Consider the following 16,501-nt stretch of genomic DNA (forward strand, 5'->3'; position numbering starts at 1 on the left):
AGCAAAAGGATAGGTCAATAAGCTTATTGGAAAGTTGTCATGCCATTGGTCGGAATGGCTTTTATCATTTTTATCCGTCTATGTGTGCTTAGAAAAACTTCATGTATAATTCCTCAATAAATAAATTCCTCAATAGGCAGAGGAGAGATCGATAAATTACGTATATATGCCACGCAATTAAATTGCATATAAAAGCTAATTTATCTAAGTTTGACTGTTGATATGCACGAATTTGCATTAAGTAATAATTATGTCCAATCGATTTATAACATCTTTTAAGTCCCGCAAGTGGCGATGGCTTTATATTGCGCTAGCTGCTATGCTGGTTTTGGCTATTGCAGTTGGTACCTATGCTTATCAGAAAAGAGATGCCATGCTCATGGGAGCAATCAACAAAGCGAAAGCAAAGTTGCTTGAAAAGTATGATATGGAATTGAAGATCCAATATTATGCCTTCCAGGGAATTAGTGCAGTACAGTTTAAGAATATACAATTGTTGCCCAGACATCGCGATCAATTGGCACAAATCAATGATCTTACGGTATCTGTAAAATTGTGGCCTTTGCTATTCGGAGATGTAAAATTGGGGCAGGTTATTTTGGATAATGGGACCGTTTCTCTTGTTAAAAAAGACTCGGTCAGTAACTACGATTTCTTATTCAAGAAACAGAAAAAAGATACCGTAGAAAATGATAATCCAAAACAGAATCTGGCAGCTTTAGCAGATCGATTGTTGAAAAATGTGTTTTTTAAGGTTCCAAATGATCTTGATCTCAAGAATCTTGAGCTTTCCTATCGCGATGACAGCACTTCACAGCGCATTGTCATTCCCTCTGCGGTGATCGACGGTGGAGATATGGAAACGAAGTTCCTGCTAAACGACCATGAAGCGGCCTGGAATCTGACTGGAACAATAGATTCGGATAATCAAGAATGTGACCTTCGCCTTTTTTCTGATAAAAAGGAGGTCAATCTTCCCTTGTTGCAACGCAAATTTGGTCTTGCAGTAAGTTTTGATGAAATATCCTTCCGACTGGACAAGGCGCACAGGAGGAATAAGGAATTGCTGGAATTGCATGGGCAATGGGGCTTTAAAAATTTGAAAGTAAATCACTGGCGTATTTCTAGTAAAGATGTCATCTTTCCTGAAGCCATCATGCAGGGGGCATTGAATATTGGAGCATCATCGATTGAAGTGAGTAAAGAAAGTACCGTACAGGTCAAAGATTTTGTGTTTTCACCTTATGTCAAATATGTGCACAAGCCGGAGAAAGAGCTCTTCTTCGCTATTCACACAGATAAGATCGAGGCTCAGCACTTTTTTGATGCCATGCCAGTTGGACTATTTCCAGGTTTAGACGGTATTCAGGTGGAGGGGCACATTCAATACGATCTAAACTTTGCGCTCGAAATAAAAAAGCCCGAAAAGCTTCTTTTCTCTTCCAAAATGGATGATAGGGATTTAAAAGTCGTTAAATGGGGAGAGGCTGATATTGCGATGCTAAATACGCCTTTCACGTATACAGCTTACGAAGATGGTAAGCCGATGCGGGAGATTGTGGTGGGGCCTCAAAACCCTAATTTTACACCGCTAGATCAAATATCCCGTTATATGCAGATTAGTTTGATCAATACAGAAGACCCCTTTTTCTTTAAACACAAGGGCTTTGAGGAGAAGGCTTTTAAGCTCTCCATTGCTACAAATATCAAGGAAAAAGGGTTTAAGCGCGGGGCGAGTACGATATCTATGCAACTGGTAAAAAATGTTTTTCTAAATCGGAATAAGACCGTTGTGCGGAAGCTGGAAGAAATTTTGCTGGTATGGCTGATGGAGCGTTCACAGCAAGTCAGCAAACAACGCATGTACGAGGTTTACCTGAATGTCATCGAATGGGGGAATAATGTATATGGTATCACCGAAGCTGCGCGTTATTATTTTGGAAAAACACCGGCACAGTTGGGGCTTGGAGAGAGTATATTTTTGTCCAGTATCGTTCCACGACCTAAAAAAGGACTCAACTTTTTTGATTGGACAGGGCACCTGAAAGGGAATATGTTGCGCTATTTTAATACCTATGGTCATATTATGACCAAAACAGGGCAGATTAGTGTGGATTCAACAACTTCAAATTATGGTTTTTATGAAGTTGTTCTGCAACCGCATCTGCGGGCAGCTCGACCAGCTGTGGTAGATTCGCTTGATGTATTTGATATGGGAGATGATCCATTGTTGTTCGATCGTCTCGAAAGTAGCTCTCCTGCCGATAATCTTGAAAGTGTATCTGTTCCAAAGAAGCTAAAACAAATGGATCTAACGGAAAAGAAAGATGAGGAGGCGACTGAACCAGAGAAACCAAAACGATCGCTATTTGACAAGATATTGGGACGTAAAAAAGAAGAAAAACAAAACGACGCACACAAATAGTGTTTGTGGCGAAAGAAGGATATTAACATGAAAAAGATAGAAATTGACGGATTGCTTTTCGAACCTTTATTTGAAGAAGAACAAATTCAGAAGCGAGTGCGCCTAATGGGGATTGATATAAGCCGGCGTTATGAACACAAACTGCCTGTTTTTATAGGTGTCTTGAATGGATGTTTTATGTTTATGGCAGATTTGCTTAAGCAAATTGATGTTCCTTGTGAGATGTCATTTATTAAGTTGGCATCTTATATTGGAACGGGACAATCTGAATTAAACGAGCTTTTAGGACTTGGTATCGACCTTGAAGGCCGGGATGTGATTATTGTAGAAGATATTGTCGACTCCGGGCATTCACTCAAATACACCTTGGATGCTGTAAAAAAATTAAATCCAGCCGGTGTGATTGCTTGCGCACTTTTGGTTAAACCTGAGGCGCTGCAGTATCATTTTGAGGAATTAACTTATGTTGGCTTTGAAATAAGTAAGGAATTTGTAGTTGGGTATGGTATGGACTTTAATGGTCTTTGTCGGAATCTCCCCGATATTTATAAAAACGTAGCAATCTAATGTGCTATCAAGTGATCGTTAGATTTTAATGGTAGAATTTCGCTCTATTCAAGCGTTTGATCGCTGTATAATGCTTTCAGATTGATGAGCAAAATTTCCAGATCAGACAAGGGGAATTTAGAGACAGTTTCAAACATTTCCTTTTCATCAAATTTAATGACCAAGACACCTTTATGATCTTCTTCATAGCCCGCTTTTTGTATTGTAAAGTCTATCTTTTCAAAATCAAATTCTTTTAGACTTCCTTTAAACCATTGGTAGTTAGCTGCGTAATTAAATTTGTTTTTTTGAAAATGAATAATTTCAGTGCCATAGGTATTCCATAGTGAAACCCGGATCATATACCATGCTATTAATCCGAATATACCATAGAAGACAACACTCATAAGTGTTACCCCGTCATTGAGAACATTGGCAATGAAGCCGCCTAATGGGAGAATTATCGTCATTATGGTCAGTAAATAGATGAATATTCTGGCAACTAGCGGTCCCTTTTTTTCTTTTAATACCAATTGGTTTTGTGTTAGGTCGATTTGATTCATAGCTGGCATTTCTGTTCTTAAAGGTTCGTTTTTTATGGGGTAGAGCACTTGTTTTGATTCTTTCAAATTGATTTGCGAAATCGATGCGCATTTTACTGGCTAGCCTATTTAAACGAACAGGTTTCGATATGGTCGTTCACCATTCCAACGGCCTGCATATACGCATAACAAATGGTAGAGCCGAAAAATTTGAACCCCCTTTTCTTCATATCTTTTGCTATCTTATCAGAAATAACTGTCGTTGCAGGTACCTGTTGCAAACTGCTCCAGTGGTTTACAATCGGTTGTTTTTCGGGCAAAAAGCTGTATAAGTAGTCATAGAAGCTACCATATTCTGCTTGAATTTTCTTGAAATGTTGCGCATTGGTAATGGTGGATTCAATTTTATTCCTGTGTTTGATGATTCCCGAATCGCTCAAAAGCCTCGCAACATGTTCATTGGTATAGGCCGCGACTTGATCAACATCAAAGTTGGCAAAAGCTTCTTGGTATGCTGCTCTTCGACGAAGAATTGTGATCCAGCTTAAGCCAGCTTGTGCAGACTCCAGGATCAAAAATTCAAATAAAGTTTTGTCATCGCGGACTTGTCGCCCCCATTCTTTATCGTGATAGTCTACATATTGCGGATCAGACCCGCACCATTGACAACGTATGATTTCTTTGTACATGTTCTCTGAAGATTTTTTGAATGCAATATAACTTTTTATCCTAACTTTACGACCAAAATTAAAGAGTTTCGAATAGAGACGGTTCATGAGTATTTCATTGCCGTTAAGAGACAATTCATTTTAATGAGCGTAACTATCTTCAAATATCATCTTCTATTTGTAGTGCTTCTGCTATTTTCCTTTACGGGATTGAATGCGCAGCGGCGGACTTTTCGGGCGGTTGTACAAAACAGCAGCACAGTTAAGGCTGATAGTCTAAATGTAGTAAAAGATTCTGTTGAATCGCCAAACCAGAAAGTCTTGGCATCTTTGAACCCTGCGTTACAGAATCAATATCGGATCGTAACCGTAAACGGGGAAGGGCTGAAGGTTCATAACATTTATAATTTTGATGTACAGCAGTATTTTCAGGGTGAATTAAGAAGTAGTAATTTGGATCGGCAATATGGCACGCTCAAGGCTCATCGTGAAAATTGGATTTTATTTACAGTTCTCGCATTAATTTTTGGTGTTGGGATGATTCGGGTATTCTTCCCGTCAGATATCAAATTGGTTTTTCAGGGCTATTGGGACGATCGGGTCTTACTATCAGTAAGTAAGGAGGATACGATCCTGACATCTTGGCCATTTATTTTTCTGTTTATATTATTCTCTGGGGCAATGGGCTTATTTGTAAGTCTATTTTATGCGTATGAATTAAATAGATTAGATTTTATTACTTTTCCCAATTATATGAAGACTGTGGGAATGGTTGGCGCTTTGTTTGCACTAAAAATCGGGTTTATTCGGTTCTTATCCTTTGTGTTTCAAATCAGAAAGTTGGTAAAAGAATATGTGACCGTGCTGTATCTGATTTATTTCAATACACTTTTTTTAATGCTTCCTGTATTATTAATTTTGAGTCTTGTGCCGTTGACATCGGTGGGTGTGGTGCTGCATTTGGCCATCGTTGGAGCGGCCTTACTCTTTTTCTATCGATTTCTTAAGACAGCGACTCATATTATGTCCATGTATAAATTTTCAATTTCCTATTTAATTTTGTACCTTTGTTGCCTAGAAATAGCACCAATATTAATACTGTTAAGATTATTGAGCTAAAACTGGTTAATATGCAAACTTCAGACGTAGAAAGAGCAAAGAAGGTAAAAAGTGTACTGGTGACTTTACCAAAACCTGAAAACGATAAGTCCCCTTATTATGATTTAGCAAAGAAATACGGGTTAAAATTAGATTTTCGAGGTTTTATACACGTAGAAGGAGTTCCTGCCAAAGATGTGCGTAGGGATAAGGTTAATTTAGCAGATTATTCTGCCGTAATATTTACGAGTAGAAATGCTGTAGATCATTATTTTAGAATTTGCGAAGAGATGCGGTTTGAAGTGTCTGCAGAAATGAAATATTTCTGTATTTCAGAGACGATTGCCCTTTATCTTCAGAAGTATATTCAATATAGAAAACGGAAGATTTTCTTTGGTAAACAGACCGCGAAAGACCTTGAAGAGGTATTGAAAAAACACAAAGGGGAGAATTTTTTGTTCCCTTGTTCGGATGTTGCTAATGAGGAAACAAGTAATTGGTTACTACAAAACGGCTATAAATTTACACCAGCTGTGCTTTTTAGAACTGTGGTAAGCGATTTGACGGATTTGAAAGATGTTTTCTACGATGTTATCGTGTTCTTTAGTCCTTCAAGTGTACAGTCCTTATATGATAACTTCCCTGATTTTAAGCAGAATAATACAAGGATTGCAGCATTTGGCGCTTCTACGCAACAGGCTCTTTTAGATCACGGATTAATTTTAGATATCCCTGCTCCAACACCAAAAGCGCCAAGTATGACGATGGCTGTCGAAGAATATATCAAAAAGGTAAATAAGTAGTAGCCTAACATAAGGTAAATAACAAAAAAAGGGTTCTTAAGACCCTTTTTTTGTTATTTATGCAATTTTAAGGACCACAAAATCGCTAAAGACTTCTATGGGGAAGGGCGTTTTATCATTCCGAATCGATGTCGGTACGACGACAATTTTACGTATCGGCAGATGATCAATAGCTGTGGTATGTTCCTCTTATAAAAGATAGATGAATAATATGTTTATCTTAAGGGGGTAGAAATGGTTGCGAGTCGAATCGATGATGTTAAAATGTAATAAAAGTGACGAAGGTCATGGAGATTTTAAATATATTTCTATTAAATTGCTAGGAGTAATTTGTTCCAATTAAAAATAAAGCATAGACAATATTTTTAAAATTTGATAGAAATATTTTTTTTATGTTTGTAATTAAGCAAAATTAGTCAGTCGTGAAGTTAAAGCAAGTTGATAAATTTTCGGGCATTCAATCAGAGGACTTCTTAAAGAATTATCTGAAACCAGGTTTTCCTGTAATTATATCAGATTTTATCAGTGCAGAAAGTCCAGCATGGAAGAAATGGAGTTATGATTACTTTAAGGAAATCGCAGGAGATATAAAAATAGATGTCTATGGAAAAGAGGAGGAATCAATGGACCGTGCTGCCAGTGCTCCTGTTGGCCATATGACATTTGCAGAGTATTTGGATCTGATCACAAAAGAACCTACTGAGTTACGGTTGTTTTTGTTCAATCTGCTCAAAATACGTCCTGAACTGAAAAACGATGTTATTTATAATGATGTCACGGGAGGTAAGGTCTTGCAATGGTTGCCATTTATGTTCTTTGGTGGAGAGGGGTCAAGTACCCGTAATCATTTCGATATCGATATGTCACACGTATTTATCTCTCAATTTCAAGGATTAAAACGTATTTGGCTTTTTCCGAATGATCAATCTGATTTGATGTACAAATTGCCCTACAATTTTCATAGTATTGCCAACCCAAAATATAGTAGTGAAGAGGAATATCCCGGAATTAAGTACCTAGAAGGTTATGAAGCAGTCATTCATCCTGGCGAAACCTTATATATGCCAGCAGGCTGGTGGCATTACATTCAATATGAGACAGAGGGCTATTCGATTTCTGTTAGGGCATTAGCAAATTCGATCAGTGAAAAGTTGAAGGGGGCGCGTAATCTGTTTATCACGAGACATTTTGACAATACCATGCGAAAGATCTTCAAAGACCATTGGTTCCACTACAAAATCAAAACGGCGAAACGCCGAGCCAATAATGCAATCAAAAGAAACAAACGTTAATATAGAAAGGGGAATTTTACATTCCCCTTTTGTTTTTAAATACACTTTATGTACCACTGATGTACCGCATTTAGTTTTATCTCTCCCTATTAAAGCCTTTGTTGTACTTATTCTTCTGCATCAGCCCATTTACTCGCTTCCCGGTAGAATATTGTATAAGGGTCGCTTGGATAAACTACCGTGTCCGGATTATGTCGAAATGGAATAGCCGGATTAAAGATTTCCTGAAGAGTATCCCGCAAGAATTCGACAAAATTCTCTTTCTGGAAAGCAAGGAATTCATCGGTCAATACCCCTTCTTTACCACTGAATAATGTGCCCTCTTCCCGCATTTTACGCGCAACATAGAGATGGGGTTCAAGTTGTTTTCTTCCTGTCTTCTGTTCGAATACATAGGCATAAAATAGGGTTTGGACCATCGCCTTATTTTCGGTGTTTGGCGCAAATACCTGATCAATTCCTTTAAACATGATCGAATCACCACCTGTTTTGTAATCGACAATTCTACTGATAATACGATCGTCGTGTGTTACGACCTCGTCTACCCGGTCAATAATACCGTAAAGTGTGACCTGTTGTTCTTCTCCATTGATCTGAATAGGAAAGGGCAGTACATAATCGTTGTCATTCTCGAGTTCAATAATCCGAAATGCTTTGTAGTTGTTGATGTCATATTCGAGATACATCTTGACATACTCGCAGGCAATTTTCAGCATGATCCGCTGCAAGCTGTTTAAATCATTTGTTGCCTTTAATTCGATCTGATATTGCAGGCCTATTTCACGGATCACCTGTGCCTCTACCTTGTCGAACTGCTTCTGCAAGACACTTGTGGGCGTAAAGTCCTGTTGTCCTTTGAACGGTAGGAATATCTTCTCCATCACATTGTGGATGACAGTTCCCAGTTTATTCATCTCAAATTCCTGAGAGATGGAAGGGGGCTCTTTAATGCCGGCAATATGTTTTAGAAAAAATTGCAACGGGGACTGCAGATAAGTCGTCAGTGCCGTTGCAGATATCCGTTTCTGGTTGACGATAAAGTCCTGGTACATCTTTTCCCAAACCTCGCCACGCTTCTCAATAACAATTTCTTGGGCTTTATCCGCAAATTGAATGGTCTGTTGCTGAATTTTTCGGTCAAATCTAAATTTACTTTCAAACTCCAGCTGTTTGATAAAGCGACTTTCTTCGCCAGTAGAGCTTTCGTCAACCAAGCCATTGTAGAAAATATGTATTCCTTCACTGTATTGAAAATGGCGATAAAATAAATAGGCCGACAAGGCATCCTGATTTTCTAATATGGGAAGCCCATAAGCACTTCTTAGGCTGTTAGGAATAAAAGTAGGTGAATTTGACGTTTTGGGTAGAATGCCTTCATTTGCTCCTAGAATATAGACGTTGTCAAAATTTAAACAACGACTTTCCAAGAGCCCCATTATCTGAATACCTTCTAGGGGATCACCTTCTATGGCCGAATTTATTGGGGCGATGGCTTTTTTAATCAAGCCGATTTGGAAGCTGATACTTAATGGAGCAACAGTTTCAAAGCCCAATAGCAGCTGATTCAATGTTTTCTTTGTTTCAATCAGGAGGTTGTTGTCAATTTGGCGGATACGCTCCTGAGAAGAAATACTGTGCAACAGATCATCAACGAGCAGGATGAGCGAGGGTATCAAATAGGCTGAATTGTCAATCGGTACAAAAAATTGAGGCAAAGAGCTTTTGATATGAAGTTCCTCCAATGCGATCTCAAAGAGCTGTTTATCGGTAATCTCCTTCTGAATCTGAAGTTTGTCGGCTAAAGAAACCATACTGAGCGGATGGTTGATGAAGGTTTCTATTATCTGATAAGGAATCTTCCGTTTCTTGAACTGGGATATCTCCAAATGGACTTCCAGCCATAGGTCTAGTATTCCGTAAATAGGAGACTGTGTCAAGGGATATCCTGTTGTGATATTGGGTTTGACCTCGGGTAGACTTTGCAGCAAAGGGACAAGTAGGTTTTCATCCGCTAGGAGAATGGCGGATGTTTGTTCCATTTTATTATTGCGTTCGAGAATGTCATACAGCAATTTTGTTTGGCTGATCTTTCCGGTGCTGGCATATAGATTTACGGTTGAGGTCCTATTGCCAATAATATTCGGGCTATCGCCTAAAGCGTTGACCAAACCTGTTTGAAAAATATTACGTCGAATAAAAAGGCCGGCCTCTTGCATCGTGTCTTCGAGGTAATAGGCATCGGCATCAAAGTAGAATAATGCACGGCCTTCATCCTGCCATTGTTTAAATAATTTTGTTTCGGCCTTGTTCAGTGCATTGAAACCGACAAAAAGGATGTGCTGGAAGGAAGATGCAAACTGCTGATGCGTAGCCTTACCTTCAACCAGATCACGGTAGACTGTCGGATAGTTTGTTTGGCCCTCTGTTTTAAGCTTTTCTTTGAATCGATCATATAATACGGGCAGTCTTTTCCAAAGTTGAAGAAAACGTTCTTGTACTCCACTATGCCCCGCAATAGAAAAAGACTGCCAAAATTGACGGATAAACCCTTGCTGCTCTTGTGTGAGATGTTGAAAAGCAAGGTCGATTTTGGTATTGTCATAAAGTTCTAAGTAAATCTGCTCGATGGGGACGAGGTCGTAATCCAGTTGGCCGAAGTCGCTCAATATAATTTCGGCAATCGGATAAAATTCTTCCAGCGCTTCTGGTAGTTTGCCTTCAGCGACCAATAACTCATTATGAATATTAAACAGGTGGAAAAATTGGGTTAAAGGACTGGCTTCGGTATCATCGGTCGAAAGCCTAAGAAACTCTTGGATCGTAAAGAACTGTGGCGACCAAATGGCCTGTCCGTACACTTCAGAAAGATGTTTTTTGAGATAGGTAATTGGCCGTTTATTATTAAACACGATGGCTATTTCACTCAGGTCGTTTCCAAAACGCTTTTGAATGTCTGCTGCTACTAATTTTAGAAAGGCTGTTTGCATCGTGCTGTTATTTTACTTCAGTTAATTGATTTGATTTCGCATAGTAGAGATAGGCTTTAACGTTGCTGTAGCCCAGGTTCTCCAAATTCTTTTTATAATTGTCGACTTGATATTTGTGTCCGATATAATCTGTCTGTGTGAATTTAAAATCCAGTACAATTGTTTCCTCTTTGGAAGTGAAGACTTTATCAGGACGAATGGTCTCTCCTTTGGCGGTAATGATGCTCGCTTCGTTCCAGATTTTATAGTTTCCTGTGAGCCATTTATTGATCATGGGGTGCTGCCAGATCTGATTGATTTCCTGCATGAGAAAAGGCTCTTCTTCCTTGGAGAGGATGCCTTCCTGAATCAGCTGGCGTACCAGTTTGTGGATATCTTCTTCCTTTGAAATTTGGGCCATAATATCGTGGGCCAATATGCCGTACTGCGCGGCTTTCTCCAGCATCATAATATCGTTGATGTTGCGCGTACTGGATTTTTCTAAGGCCATTTCCAATTCTTTGGAAATGGGATAATGGCGAAGGGAAATAATATTGTTTTTTTGAGCCTGACTTTTTTTTCGTTCGATTATCTGATCGATATATATGCCTCTTTCTTCCAGTGTAAACGGGGATGTTGAAGTCTCTAAGACCTGATAGAGTACATCGCTGATATATTCATCTTTGATATCATAACCAGTAATTTCGCCCGTCTTCTTGTCAACAGATTCTTTGAAGGAAGGTGCCGTAATATAGAGGTGTTCAACAGCACGTGTTGTTGCTACATACAATGTATTGAGGGCATCCATGTAGTTGAACAGCATCTCTTCAAAATATTGCTTGAAAAATACTGATTTGCCGACCGTGGAAGTATATTTTATTGGAATTTTTCCCAATTGGGCAAAAGGGGTATCTGATGTCTCGATCCAAAAATCGCCATTAATCATGCCGTCAAGATCCCACGAACAGAATGGAATCATCACAACATCATAAGCCAGGCCTTTTGATTTGTGGATTGTCGTTACCTCGATCGCATCAATTTCTCCGTTGGAAGGGAGCACAGCCCGATTGCCATCCTCTTCCCAAAATTCCAGGAACTGTATAATGCCACGTTCGCCATTGGTGGAGAAAGCTGAGATCATATCCTTGAAAGCTAGGAGGTAGGGGAGGTGGATATTGTCTTTGGTTGTAAAACCGTAGATTTCAATAAGTTTCTCAATTAAATGGACTAAAGGCTGCTTCTGTGCCATTTCCCAGGAGTCAATCAGCGCCTCAGGGAGATAATCTTTCAGGGTACGGATGTCATTGCTAGCAAATTTTAACCATGCATTTTGATCGATTGTCTTATTTTGAATATGCTGGTAGAGATAGACCATCTTTGCTTTATGGATGGTATGTTTGTCCGAATTATAGACTAAAGCCTTCAACGTTTCGATCAATAATCCTACAGCATCATTGCTCGCTAGGGATAATGCATCGCCTGATATCACTTCAAATGTAAGCTGTTGCTCTTTTTTGAAATCCATGAGCTTTTGGATCACCAATTTAGCCTGCGCATTACTCCGTACCAGGATACCGATCTGTTGAGCCTGATAACGACCGCTGCCGATCCAGTCGCCTATTTTTTGACATAGCTGCAGGAGCGATTCTTCAACAACCTGATTTCTTCGATAGCGTCCATCAGTGACAGGAATGTAGGAGATTTCAATAGATCCTAACTGGTCAAGTTTTCCTTTTTTATGCTCAGGGACCTCTTGTTGACTGTTTTCATAAGCTTTGACCAACATGTTGTCATTGCCGGCAGAAATCCACCACTGTTTACCTTCTTCATCGAGGTTTTCGGATACTTTTTCATTCAGTACCTGCTGTAGATGTTGGGGAATACTACTAAAGAGGTAGTTGTTTAAATGAATGATATTTGGAAGACTTCTAAAGTTGGTGTCGAGGCTCCCGTTTTCGATAAAGGTTGTTTTGCTATCCTCGTCCAGGTGAAAGGTATGACCAATCTGTTGTTCTACCTGTTGGAGTAAAATTCGCCAATCACCATTTCGCCAGCGATAGATACTTTGTTTGACATCACCAACGATCAGGTGTTCGCTCACTGTGCCCTTGGCATCGGCCAATGCATTAATCAAAAGCGGACTATAGTTTTTCCACTGAATACGCGAAGTGTCCTGAAATTCGTCAAACAAAAAGTAGTTAAAACGATTGCCAATCTTCTCCCAGATAAATGTTGGATCGCTATTTTCATCCAATCCGAGTTTGTTTAATAGAATTTGTGAGTCAGAGATTAATTGAGCGCCATTGTCCCGTCGCCATTGCGTCAGTAAGTCGCTCATTTCCTTGAGCAGGCGTAGATAATAGAGATTATTTTGTACCGCTTGATACGCAATGTAAGCGGATAGATTATCATGTAGCTTCTGGAAAGATGCCAGGATGGGGCTGAGTGCGGCGATAAGATCATAACGTATATTTTTGTCACTATCTGTAAAAGCATCCTCATTATCGATCAATTGGAGGTATTTTTCCAATACTTTGGCGATTTCAGAAGCGCTCAGTTTTTCCGTTTTTTTGTTGGTTTTGCTTGCGGAGATTATTTTGTTGCGCGATTTGCCTTTCAGGTCATTTTCGGAGATGTTAAAATTTTTGAACGTTTCACTAAACGCTTCAATCGTCATGGAGAGCGCTTCGGTAAAGGAGTTTATCTTCTGTTCAACCTCCTGATTCAGGAGATTAAAAACCTCCTTGGGATTAGCAGAGTTGATATAGCCGTCAAATTCCTGGAAGTTTTCAGAGAAAATAAGGCTTGCCAAACTCATTAATTGTTGGCGGTAGTTCCAATTTTCATTTTTTGCTATTTTCTTTTCCGCATACGCTATAATCCAGTCAAGTAAGTCGGGGCGTTCATCCAGCAATTGATTAAGCATGACTGTTAAGTCATTTTTCACTTTATTGACATTCATTTCAATCTTATAAGCTGCATCAAGATTGAGTTCATAAGTAAATGCACGAATGACTTTTTGGGAAAAACCATCAATTGTACTTATGGTAAAATGACTATAGTCATGTAGGATACGACGGTAGACACGGTAAGCTTTCTCTTGTATTAGATGCGGGTTCCAATCTGGCTGTTGCTCGAGAAGAAGCTTTCTGAAATCTTCAATTTTAGGGCTACGATCGCCTGTTGCCAAGCCATGGAGTACCGAAAGGATACGTTCCTTCATCTCAGCGGTTGCCTTATTGGTAAATGTGACCGCCAAAATCTCCTTATAGCTATTCTCGTTGGATAGTAGGAGTGTGAGATAGTGTAAAGTTAAGCTAAAGGTTTTTCCTGAACCGGCCGAAGCTTTGAGTATTTTTAATGGCGCAACAGATTTCATAGAATGAAGGTAGAAAGTAAAAAGTGAATTGGCAAAAATGTCAGTGACTATTTCGAAGGGAAAGTACACAAACGGTTCATCCTGTTTACATTTGGTAAAATAGCTTTTTTTTGAAAGTGTCTTATTTTATTGGCTAGAAAAAACTTTCAGTTTGCTATCATTGCTGTTGGTATCTGCGAAGTCACGAAAGTTTTGAAGAAAAGGGCTATTTTGTACACTGATTTTTTGAAAGACTTGTTTCACCTACAGTATGGTAAGAGCAAAATCTTAACGTGCGTAGGACGTGTTTAACCTGAAAGTGGTTACTGAAAGAAGCTAACCCTGTCGTTTTCAGTGAAGTTTTATTAAATTATAACGCTGATTAAAAAAAAATAACTATCTTTGCATCCCCTCTAGTATGAAGCTCGGGGGATATGTTGAATACATAAAATAAAATTAAAAAATGGCAACTAAAATCAGATTGCAAAGACACGGTAAAAAAGGACGTCCTTTTTACCACGTAGTCGTAGCGGATTCTCGCGCTCCACGTGACGGTAAATTCATCGAACGTATTGGTTCTTACAACCCAAACACAAATCCAGCAACTATCGTTTTGGATTTTGAAAAAGCTTTGGATTGGATGAATAAAGGTGCTCAACCAACTGACACTGCTCGTGCTATCCTTTCTTACAAAGGTGTTCTTTACAAAAAACACTTGCAAGGTGGTGTGAAAAAAGGTGCTTTTGATGAAGCTGCTGCTGAAGCTAAATTTACAGCTTGGACTGACGCTCAAGAAGCTAGAATCTCTGGTAAAAAAGATGGTTTAGCACAAACTAAAGCTGAAGCTAAAAAAGCTGCTTTAGTGGCTGAAGCTAAGAAAAAAGAAGAAAAAGCTGCTGCTGTTGCTGCTAAAAATGCTCCTGTAGCAGAAGAAACTGCTGCTGAAGAGACTGAAGCTCCTGCATCAGAAGAAACTGAAGGTTAATTCTTTCATAAAGTATTCGAGAAAGCCGACTCAATCTTGAGCCGGCTTTTTTTGAAACAGCCAATAGGCTAATCGTTTGCCAAATCATGTCTCACAGCTAATCGCCAAATAAGAAAAATATGACTATTGATCAATGCTTTTACATCGGTTACATCAGTAAAACAAGAGGTCTTAAAGGAGAAGTACAACTGTTTTTTGAATTCGAAGAATACGAGAGTTTGGATATCGATGTTGTCTTTGTAGAAGTGAACAAAAAGCTTGTTCCTTATTTTGTTGATGCCATTAAATTTCAAAAAAATAGCACTGCTTATGTAACATTTGAGGATGTGGATCATATCGATAAGGCTCAGGTACTCGTTCGTAAAAAGCTATATCTTTCCAATGATAAAATGCCCGAGCGAGACCCGGATGATTTTAGATATACTGATTTAATCGGATTTTTAGTGATCGATGAAAACCATGGCGAACTGGGGCAAATAACAGATGTTCAGGAATTCCCACAACAATTTGTCGCCACAGTAGATATGGATGGCAAAGAACTGATGTTTCCGCTGTCCGACGATTTGATCTTAGGAATTGATGGCGAAGAGGAGATCATTGAAGTTGAATTGCCTGAGGGATTGGTCGATCTGTATAAGGAATAGGCATATCCCCAAGCTTATTCAATTGAATATCCTATACTTACTATTGCAGTAATTTCTTATCTTGGTCCTTATATATTAATATTACTATTGGGCATAATTATTAATTGATTTTGAAACCGTTATTACTGCTGTTATTCACACTCTCATTGTCTTCGTGTACTTTCTTTGGGAAGAAAAAGGAGTTTCCTGAAGGTAACTACCAAATGATATTGGGCTATCCAAATGATGAGTATCATAAATTAAAAAGAGAATCTCCCCAAAATGTGGAGGCAGATACCTATGGTAATGATCCTATTCTATACCGATCCTTTCTTTCGCTTCATGATAAGGACCAGTTTGTCATGGCGATTGATGATATCTTACTCTTTGGTAAGTACAAATTTGACGGTGATAGATTAGAATTGACGGATGAGAAAAAAGGTAGTGTCGCTTTGGATATTGTTAAAATAAAAAAAGATTTTGTTCAGCTGAGAGGTGATTTTTCACAGTTTAGCTCAGCACGTATACCCACTAGTGAAAGACTTTATATCAACTTTGTGTTAGATAAAACCCTTATCCGGGAAACGCCCAGTAAATTTGATAGCCAAGTGAATTTATGGCGAAATGCTCCGGTAAAATCAGAAAGTGAAAAGGAGATAAAAGCGAGGGCCTTGAATTTCGTAGATTATTCTATCGCTTATTTCCAACACATATCAAGCTCTGGCACCCATCACGATTATCGAATGGATGGTGTCGAATCACCAATTATTTATGCCGAGAATGGCATTGTGCTCAAGGCATGGGCAGATGTTCCTGATTCTTGGAAGGAATTATTTTACAACGAAAAAGAGGCATTAGTCGCCTATCACTATTTATTTGACGGATTTAAATATGGATCGAAAGAAGAGTACCATGTTCGGGGACTCTTATTGATCACATTTTATCTCAAAAATTTACGGAATTCTTTGGCAGCTAATCTTTAGCCAATGTTCTTGTGGCATAGTCAATCTCTTCGCTGTCTATGATCCTCGATCGTTAATTCTACTGGTTTTTCTAGGTCTTTAACTCTTGGTAGCGCGAAGAATCCTGTCGTTGCATGGACACAAAGCTAAAGTGACGTTGAAACATCGTTTATTGAAGTCTTTTTGCTGCTATTTTTGCCTTTTCGAAAAAATATTTTTGTCTTTTGATTTTT

12 protein-coding genes are annotated in these 16,501 nt (G+C 38.9%); 8 read left to right on the forward strand and 4 right to left on the reverse strand.

Going from position 1 to position 16,501, the window contains the following annotated elements:
- Positions 1-250 precede the first annotated feature (250 nt).
- Both B2O97_RS16080 and B2O97_RS16085 read left to right on the forward strand, forming a co-directional pair.
- A complete protein-coding gene (locus B2O97_RS16080) occupies positions 251-2,425 on the forward strand; it encodes a transglycosylase domain-containing protein (RefSeq protein WP_286767702.1) in 2,175 nt (724 codons plus the stop codon).
- 27 nt (positions 2,426-2,452) lie between these two features.
- Complete coding sequence (locus tag B2O97_RS16085; RefSeq protein WP_070570333.1) at positions 2,453-2,992, forward strand: phosphoribosyltransferase; 540 nt, start codon at positions 2,453-2,455, stop codon at positions 2,990-2,992.
- A gap of 44 nt (positions 2,993-3,036) precedes the next feature.
- Here the strand turns inward: B2O97_RS16085 and B2O97_RS16090 are convergent, their stop codons facing one another.
- Together B2O97_RS16090 and B2O97_RS16095 are read right to left on the reverse strand one after the other, a co-directional pair.
- Positions 3,037-3,534 (reverse strand): hypothetical protein, encoded by a 498-nt coding sequence (locus B2O97_RS16090; protein WP_070570331.1) that lies wholly within the window; start codon positions 3,532-3,534, stop codon positions 3,037-3,039.
- 104 nt (positions 3,535-3,638) lie between these two features.
- Entirely contained in the window at positions 3,639-4,202 is a 564-nt protein-coding gene (locus tag B2O97_RS16095) for a DNA-3-methyladenine glycosylase I (protein WP_046673739.1), read from the reverse strand.
- 123 nt (positions 4,203-4,325) lie between these two features.
- Here B2O97_RS16095 and B2O97_RS16100 point away from each other — a divergent pair, with 123 nt between their 5' ends.
- The 3 genes from B2O97_RS16100 (at position 4,326) to B2O97_RS16110 (ending at position 7,374) form a co-directional block, all read left to right on the forward strand.
- Entirely contained in the window at positions 4,326-5,300 is a 975-nt protein-coding gene (locus tag B2O97_RS16100; protein WP_070570329.1) for a DUF4271 domain-containing protein, read from the forward strand.
- An 11-nt stretch (positions 5,301-5,311) separates the two neighbouring features.
- The gene (locus B2O97_RS16105; protein WP_046673642.1) at positions 5,312-6,082 is read left to right on the forward strand and encodes a uroporphyrinogen-III synthase; all 771 of its coding nucleotides are present in this window, start codon (positions 5,312-5,314) and stop codon (positions 6,080-6,082) included.
- 422 nt (positions 6,083-6,504) lie between these two features.
- Positions 6,505-7,374, forward strand: a complete 870-nt coding sequence (locus tag B2O97_RS16110) for a cupin-like domain-containing protein (protein ID WP_286767703.1) — start codon at positions 6,505-6,507, stop codon at positions 7,372-7,374.
- Positions 7,375-7,481: 107 nt separating this feature from the next.
- Here the strand turns inward: B2O97_RS16110 and B2O97_RS16115 are convergent, their stop codons facing one another.
- Together B2O97_RS16115 and B2O97_RS16120 are read right to left on the reverse strand one after the other, a co-directional pair.
- Complete coding sequence (locus tag B2O97_RS16115) at positions 7,482-10,361, reverse strand: PD-(D/E)XK nuclease family protein (protein ID WP_070570325.1); 2,880 nt, start codon at positions 10,359-10,361, stop codon at positions 7,482-7,484.
- A gap of 7 nt (positions 10,362-10,368) precedes the next feature.
- The gene (locus B2O97_RS16120) at positions 10,369-13,719 is read right to left on the reverse strand and encodes a UvrD-helicase domain-containing protein (protein ID WP_070570323.1); all 3,351 of its coding nucleotides are present in this window, start codon (positions 13,717-13,719) and stop codon (positions 10,369-10,371) included.
- A 442-nt stretch (positions 13,720-14,161) separates the two neighbouring features.
- On the opposite strand from B2O97_RS16120, the gene B2O97_RS16125 reads away from it, so the two are divergent.
- The 3 genes from B2O97_RS16125 to B2O97_RS16135 all read left to right on the forward strand — a co-directional run bounded on the left by B2O97_RS16125 (position 14,162) and on the right by B2O97_RS16135 (position 16,289).
- A complete protein-coding gene (locus B2O97_RS16125) occupies positions 14,162-14,683 on the forward strand; it encodes a 30S ribosomal protein S16 (protein WP_070570321.1) in 522 nt (173 codons plus the stop codon).
- A 119-nt stretch (positions 14,684-14,802) separates the two neighbouring features.
- Positions 14,803-15,327 (forward strand): ribosome maturation factor RimM, encoded by a 525-nt coding sequence (gene rimM / locus B2O97_RS16130; RefSeq protein ID WP_046673647.1) that lies wholly within the window; start codon positions 14,803-14,805, stop codon positions 15,325-15,327.
- 110 nt (positions 15,328-15,437) lie between these two features.
- The gene (locus B2O97_RS16135) at positions 15,438-16,289 is read left to right on the forward strand and encodes a hypothetical protein (RefSeq protein ID WP_070570361.1); all 852 of its coding nucleotides are present in this window, start codon (positions 15,438-15,440) and stop codon (positions 16,287-16,289) included.
- Positions 16,290-16,501 lie beyond the last annotated feature (212 nt).

The organism is Sphingobacterium sp. UBA865 (genome assembly GCF_002295765.1).
Lineage (GTDB): Bacteria > Bacteroidota > Bacteroidia > Sphingobacteriales > Sphingobacteriaceae > Sphingobacterium > Sphingobacterium multivorum.

Bases quoted from the DNA above. Each gene is read 5' to 3' on its own strand.
- B2O97_RS16090 (WP_070570331.1), bottom strand. From the start codon at position 3,534: ATGAATCAAATCGACCTAACACAAAACCAATTGGTATTAAAAGAAAAA.
- B2O97_RS16085 (WP_070570333.1), top strand. From the start codon at position 2,453: ATGAAAAAGATAGAAATTGACGGATTGCTTTTCGAACCTTTATTTGAA.
- rimM (WP_046673647.1), top strand. From the start codon at position 14,803: ATGACTATTGATCAATGCTTTTACATCGGTTACATCAGTAAAACAAGA.
- B2O97_RS16115 (WP_070570325.1), bottom strand. From the start codon at position 10,361: ATGCAAACAGCCTTTCTAAAATTAGTAGCAGCAGACATTCAAAAGCGT.
- B2O97_RS16105 (WP_046673642.1), top strand. From the start codon at position 5,312: ATGCAAACTTCAGACGTAGAAAGAGCAAAGAAGGTAAAAAGTGTACTG.
- B2O97_RS16080 (WP_286767702.1), top strand. From the start codon at position 251: ATGTCCAATCGATTTATAACATCTTTTAAGTCCCGCAAGTGGCGATGG.
- B2O97_RS16125 (WP_070570321.1), top strand. From the start codon at position 14,162: ATGGCAACTAAAATCAGATTGCAAAGACACGGTAAAAAAGGACGTCCT.
- B2O97_RS16120 (WP_070570323.1), bottom strand. From the start codon at position 13,719: ATGAAATCTGTTGCGCCATTAAAAATACTCAAAGCTTCGGCCGGTTCA.
- B2O97_RS16095 (WP_046673739.1), bottom strand. From the start codon at position 4,202: ATGTACAAAGAAATCATACGTTGTCAATGGTGCGGGTCTGATCCGCAA.
- B2O97_RS16100 (WP_070570329.1), top strand. From the start codon at position 4,326: ATGAGCGTAACTATCTTCAAATATCATCTTCTATTTGTAGTGCTTCTG.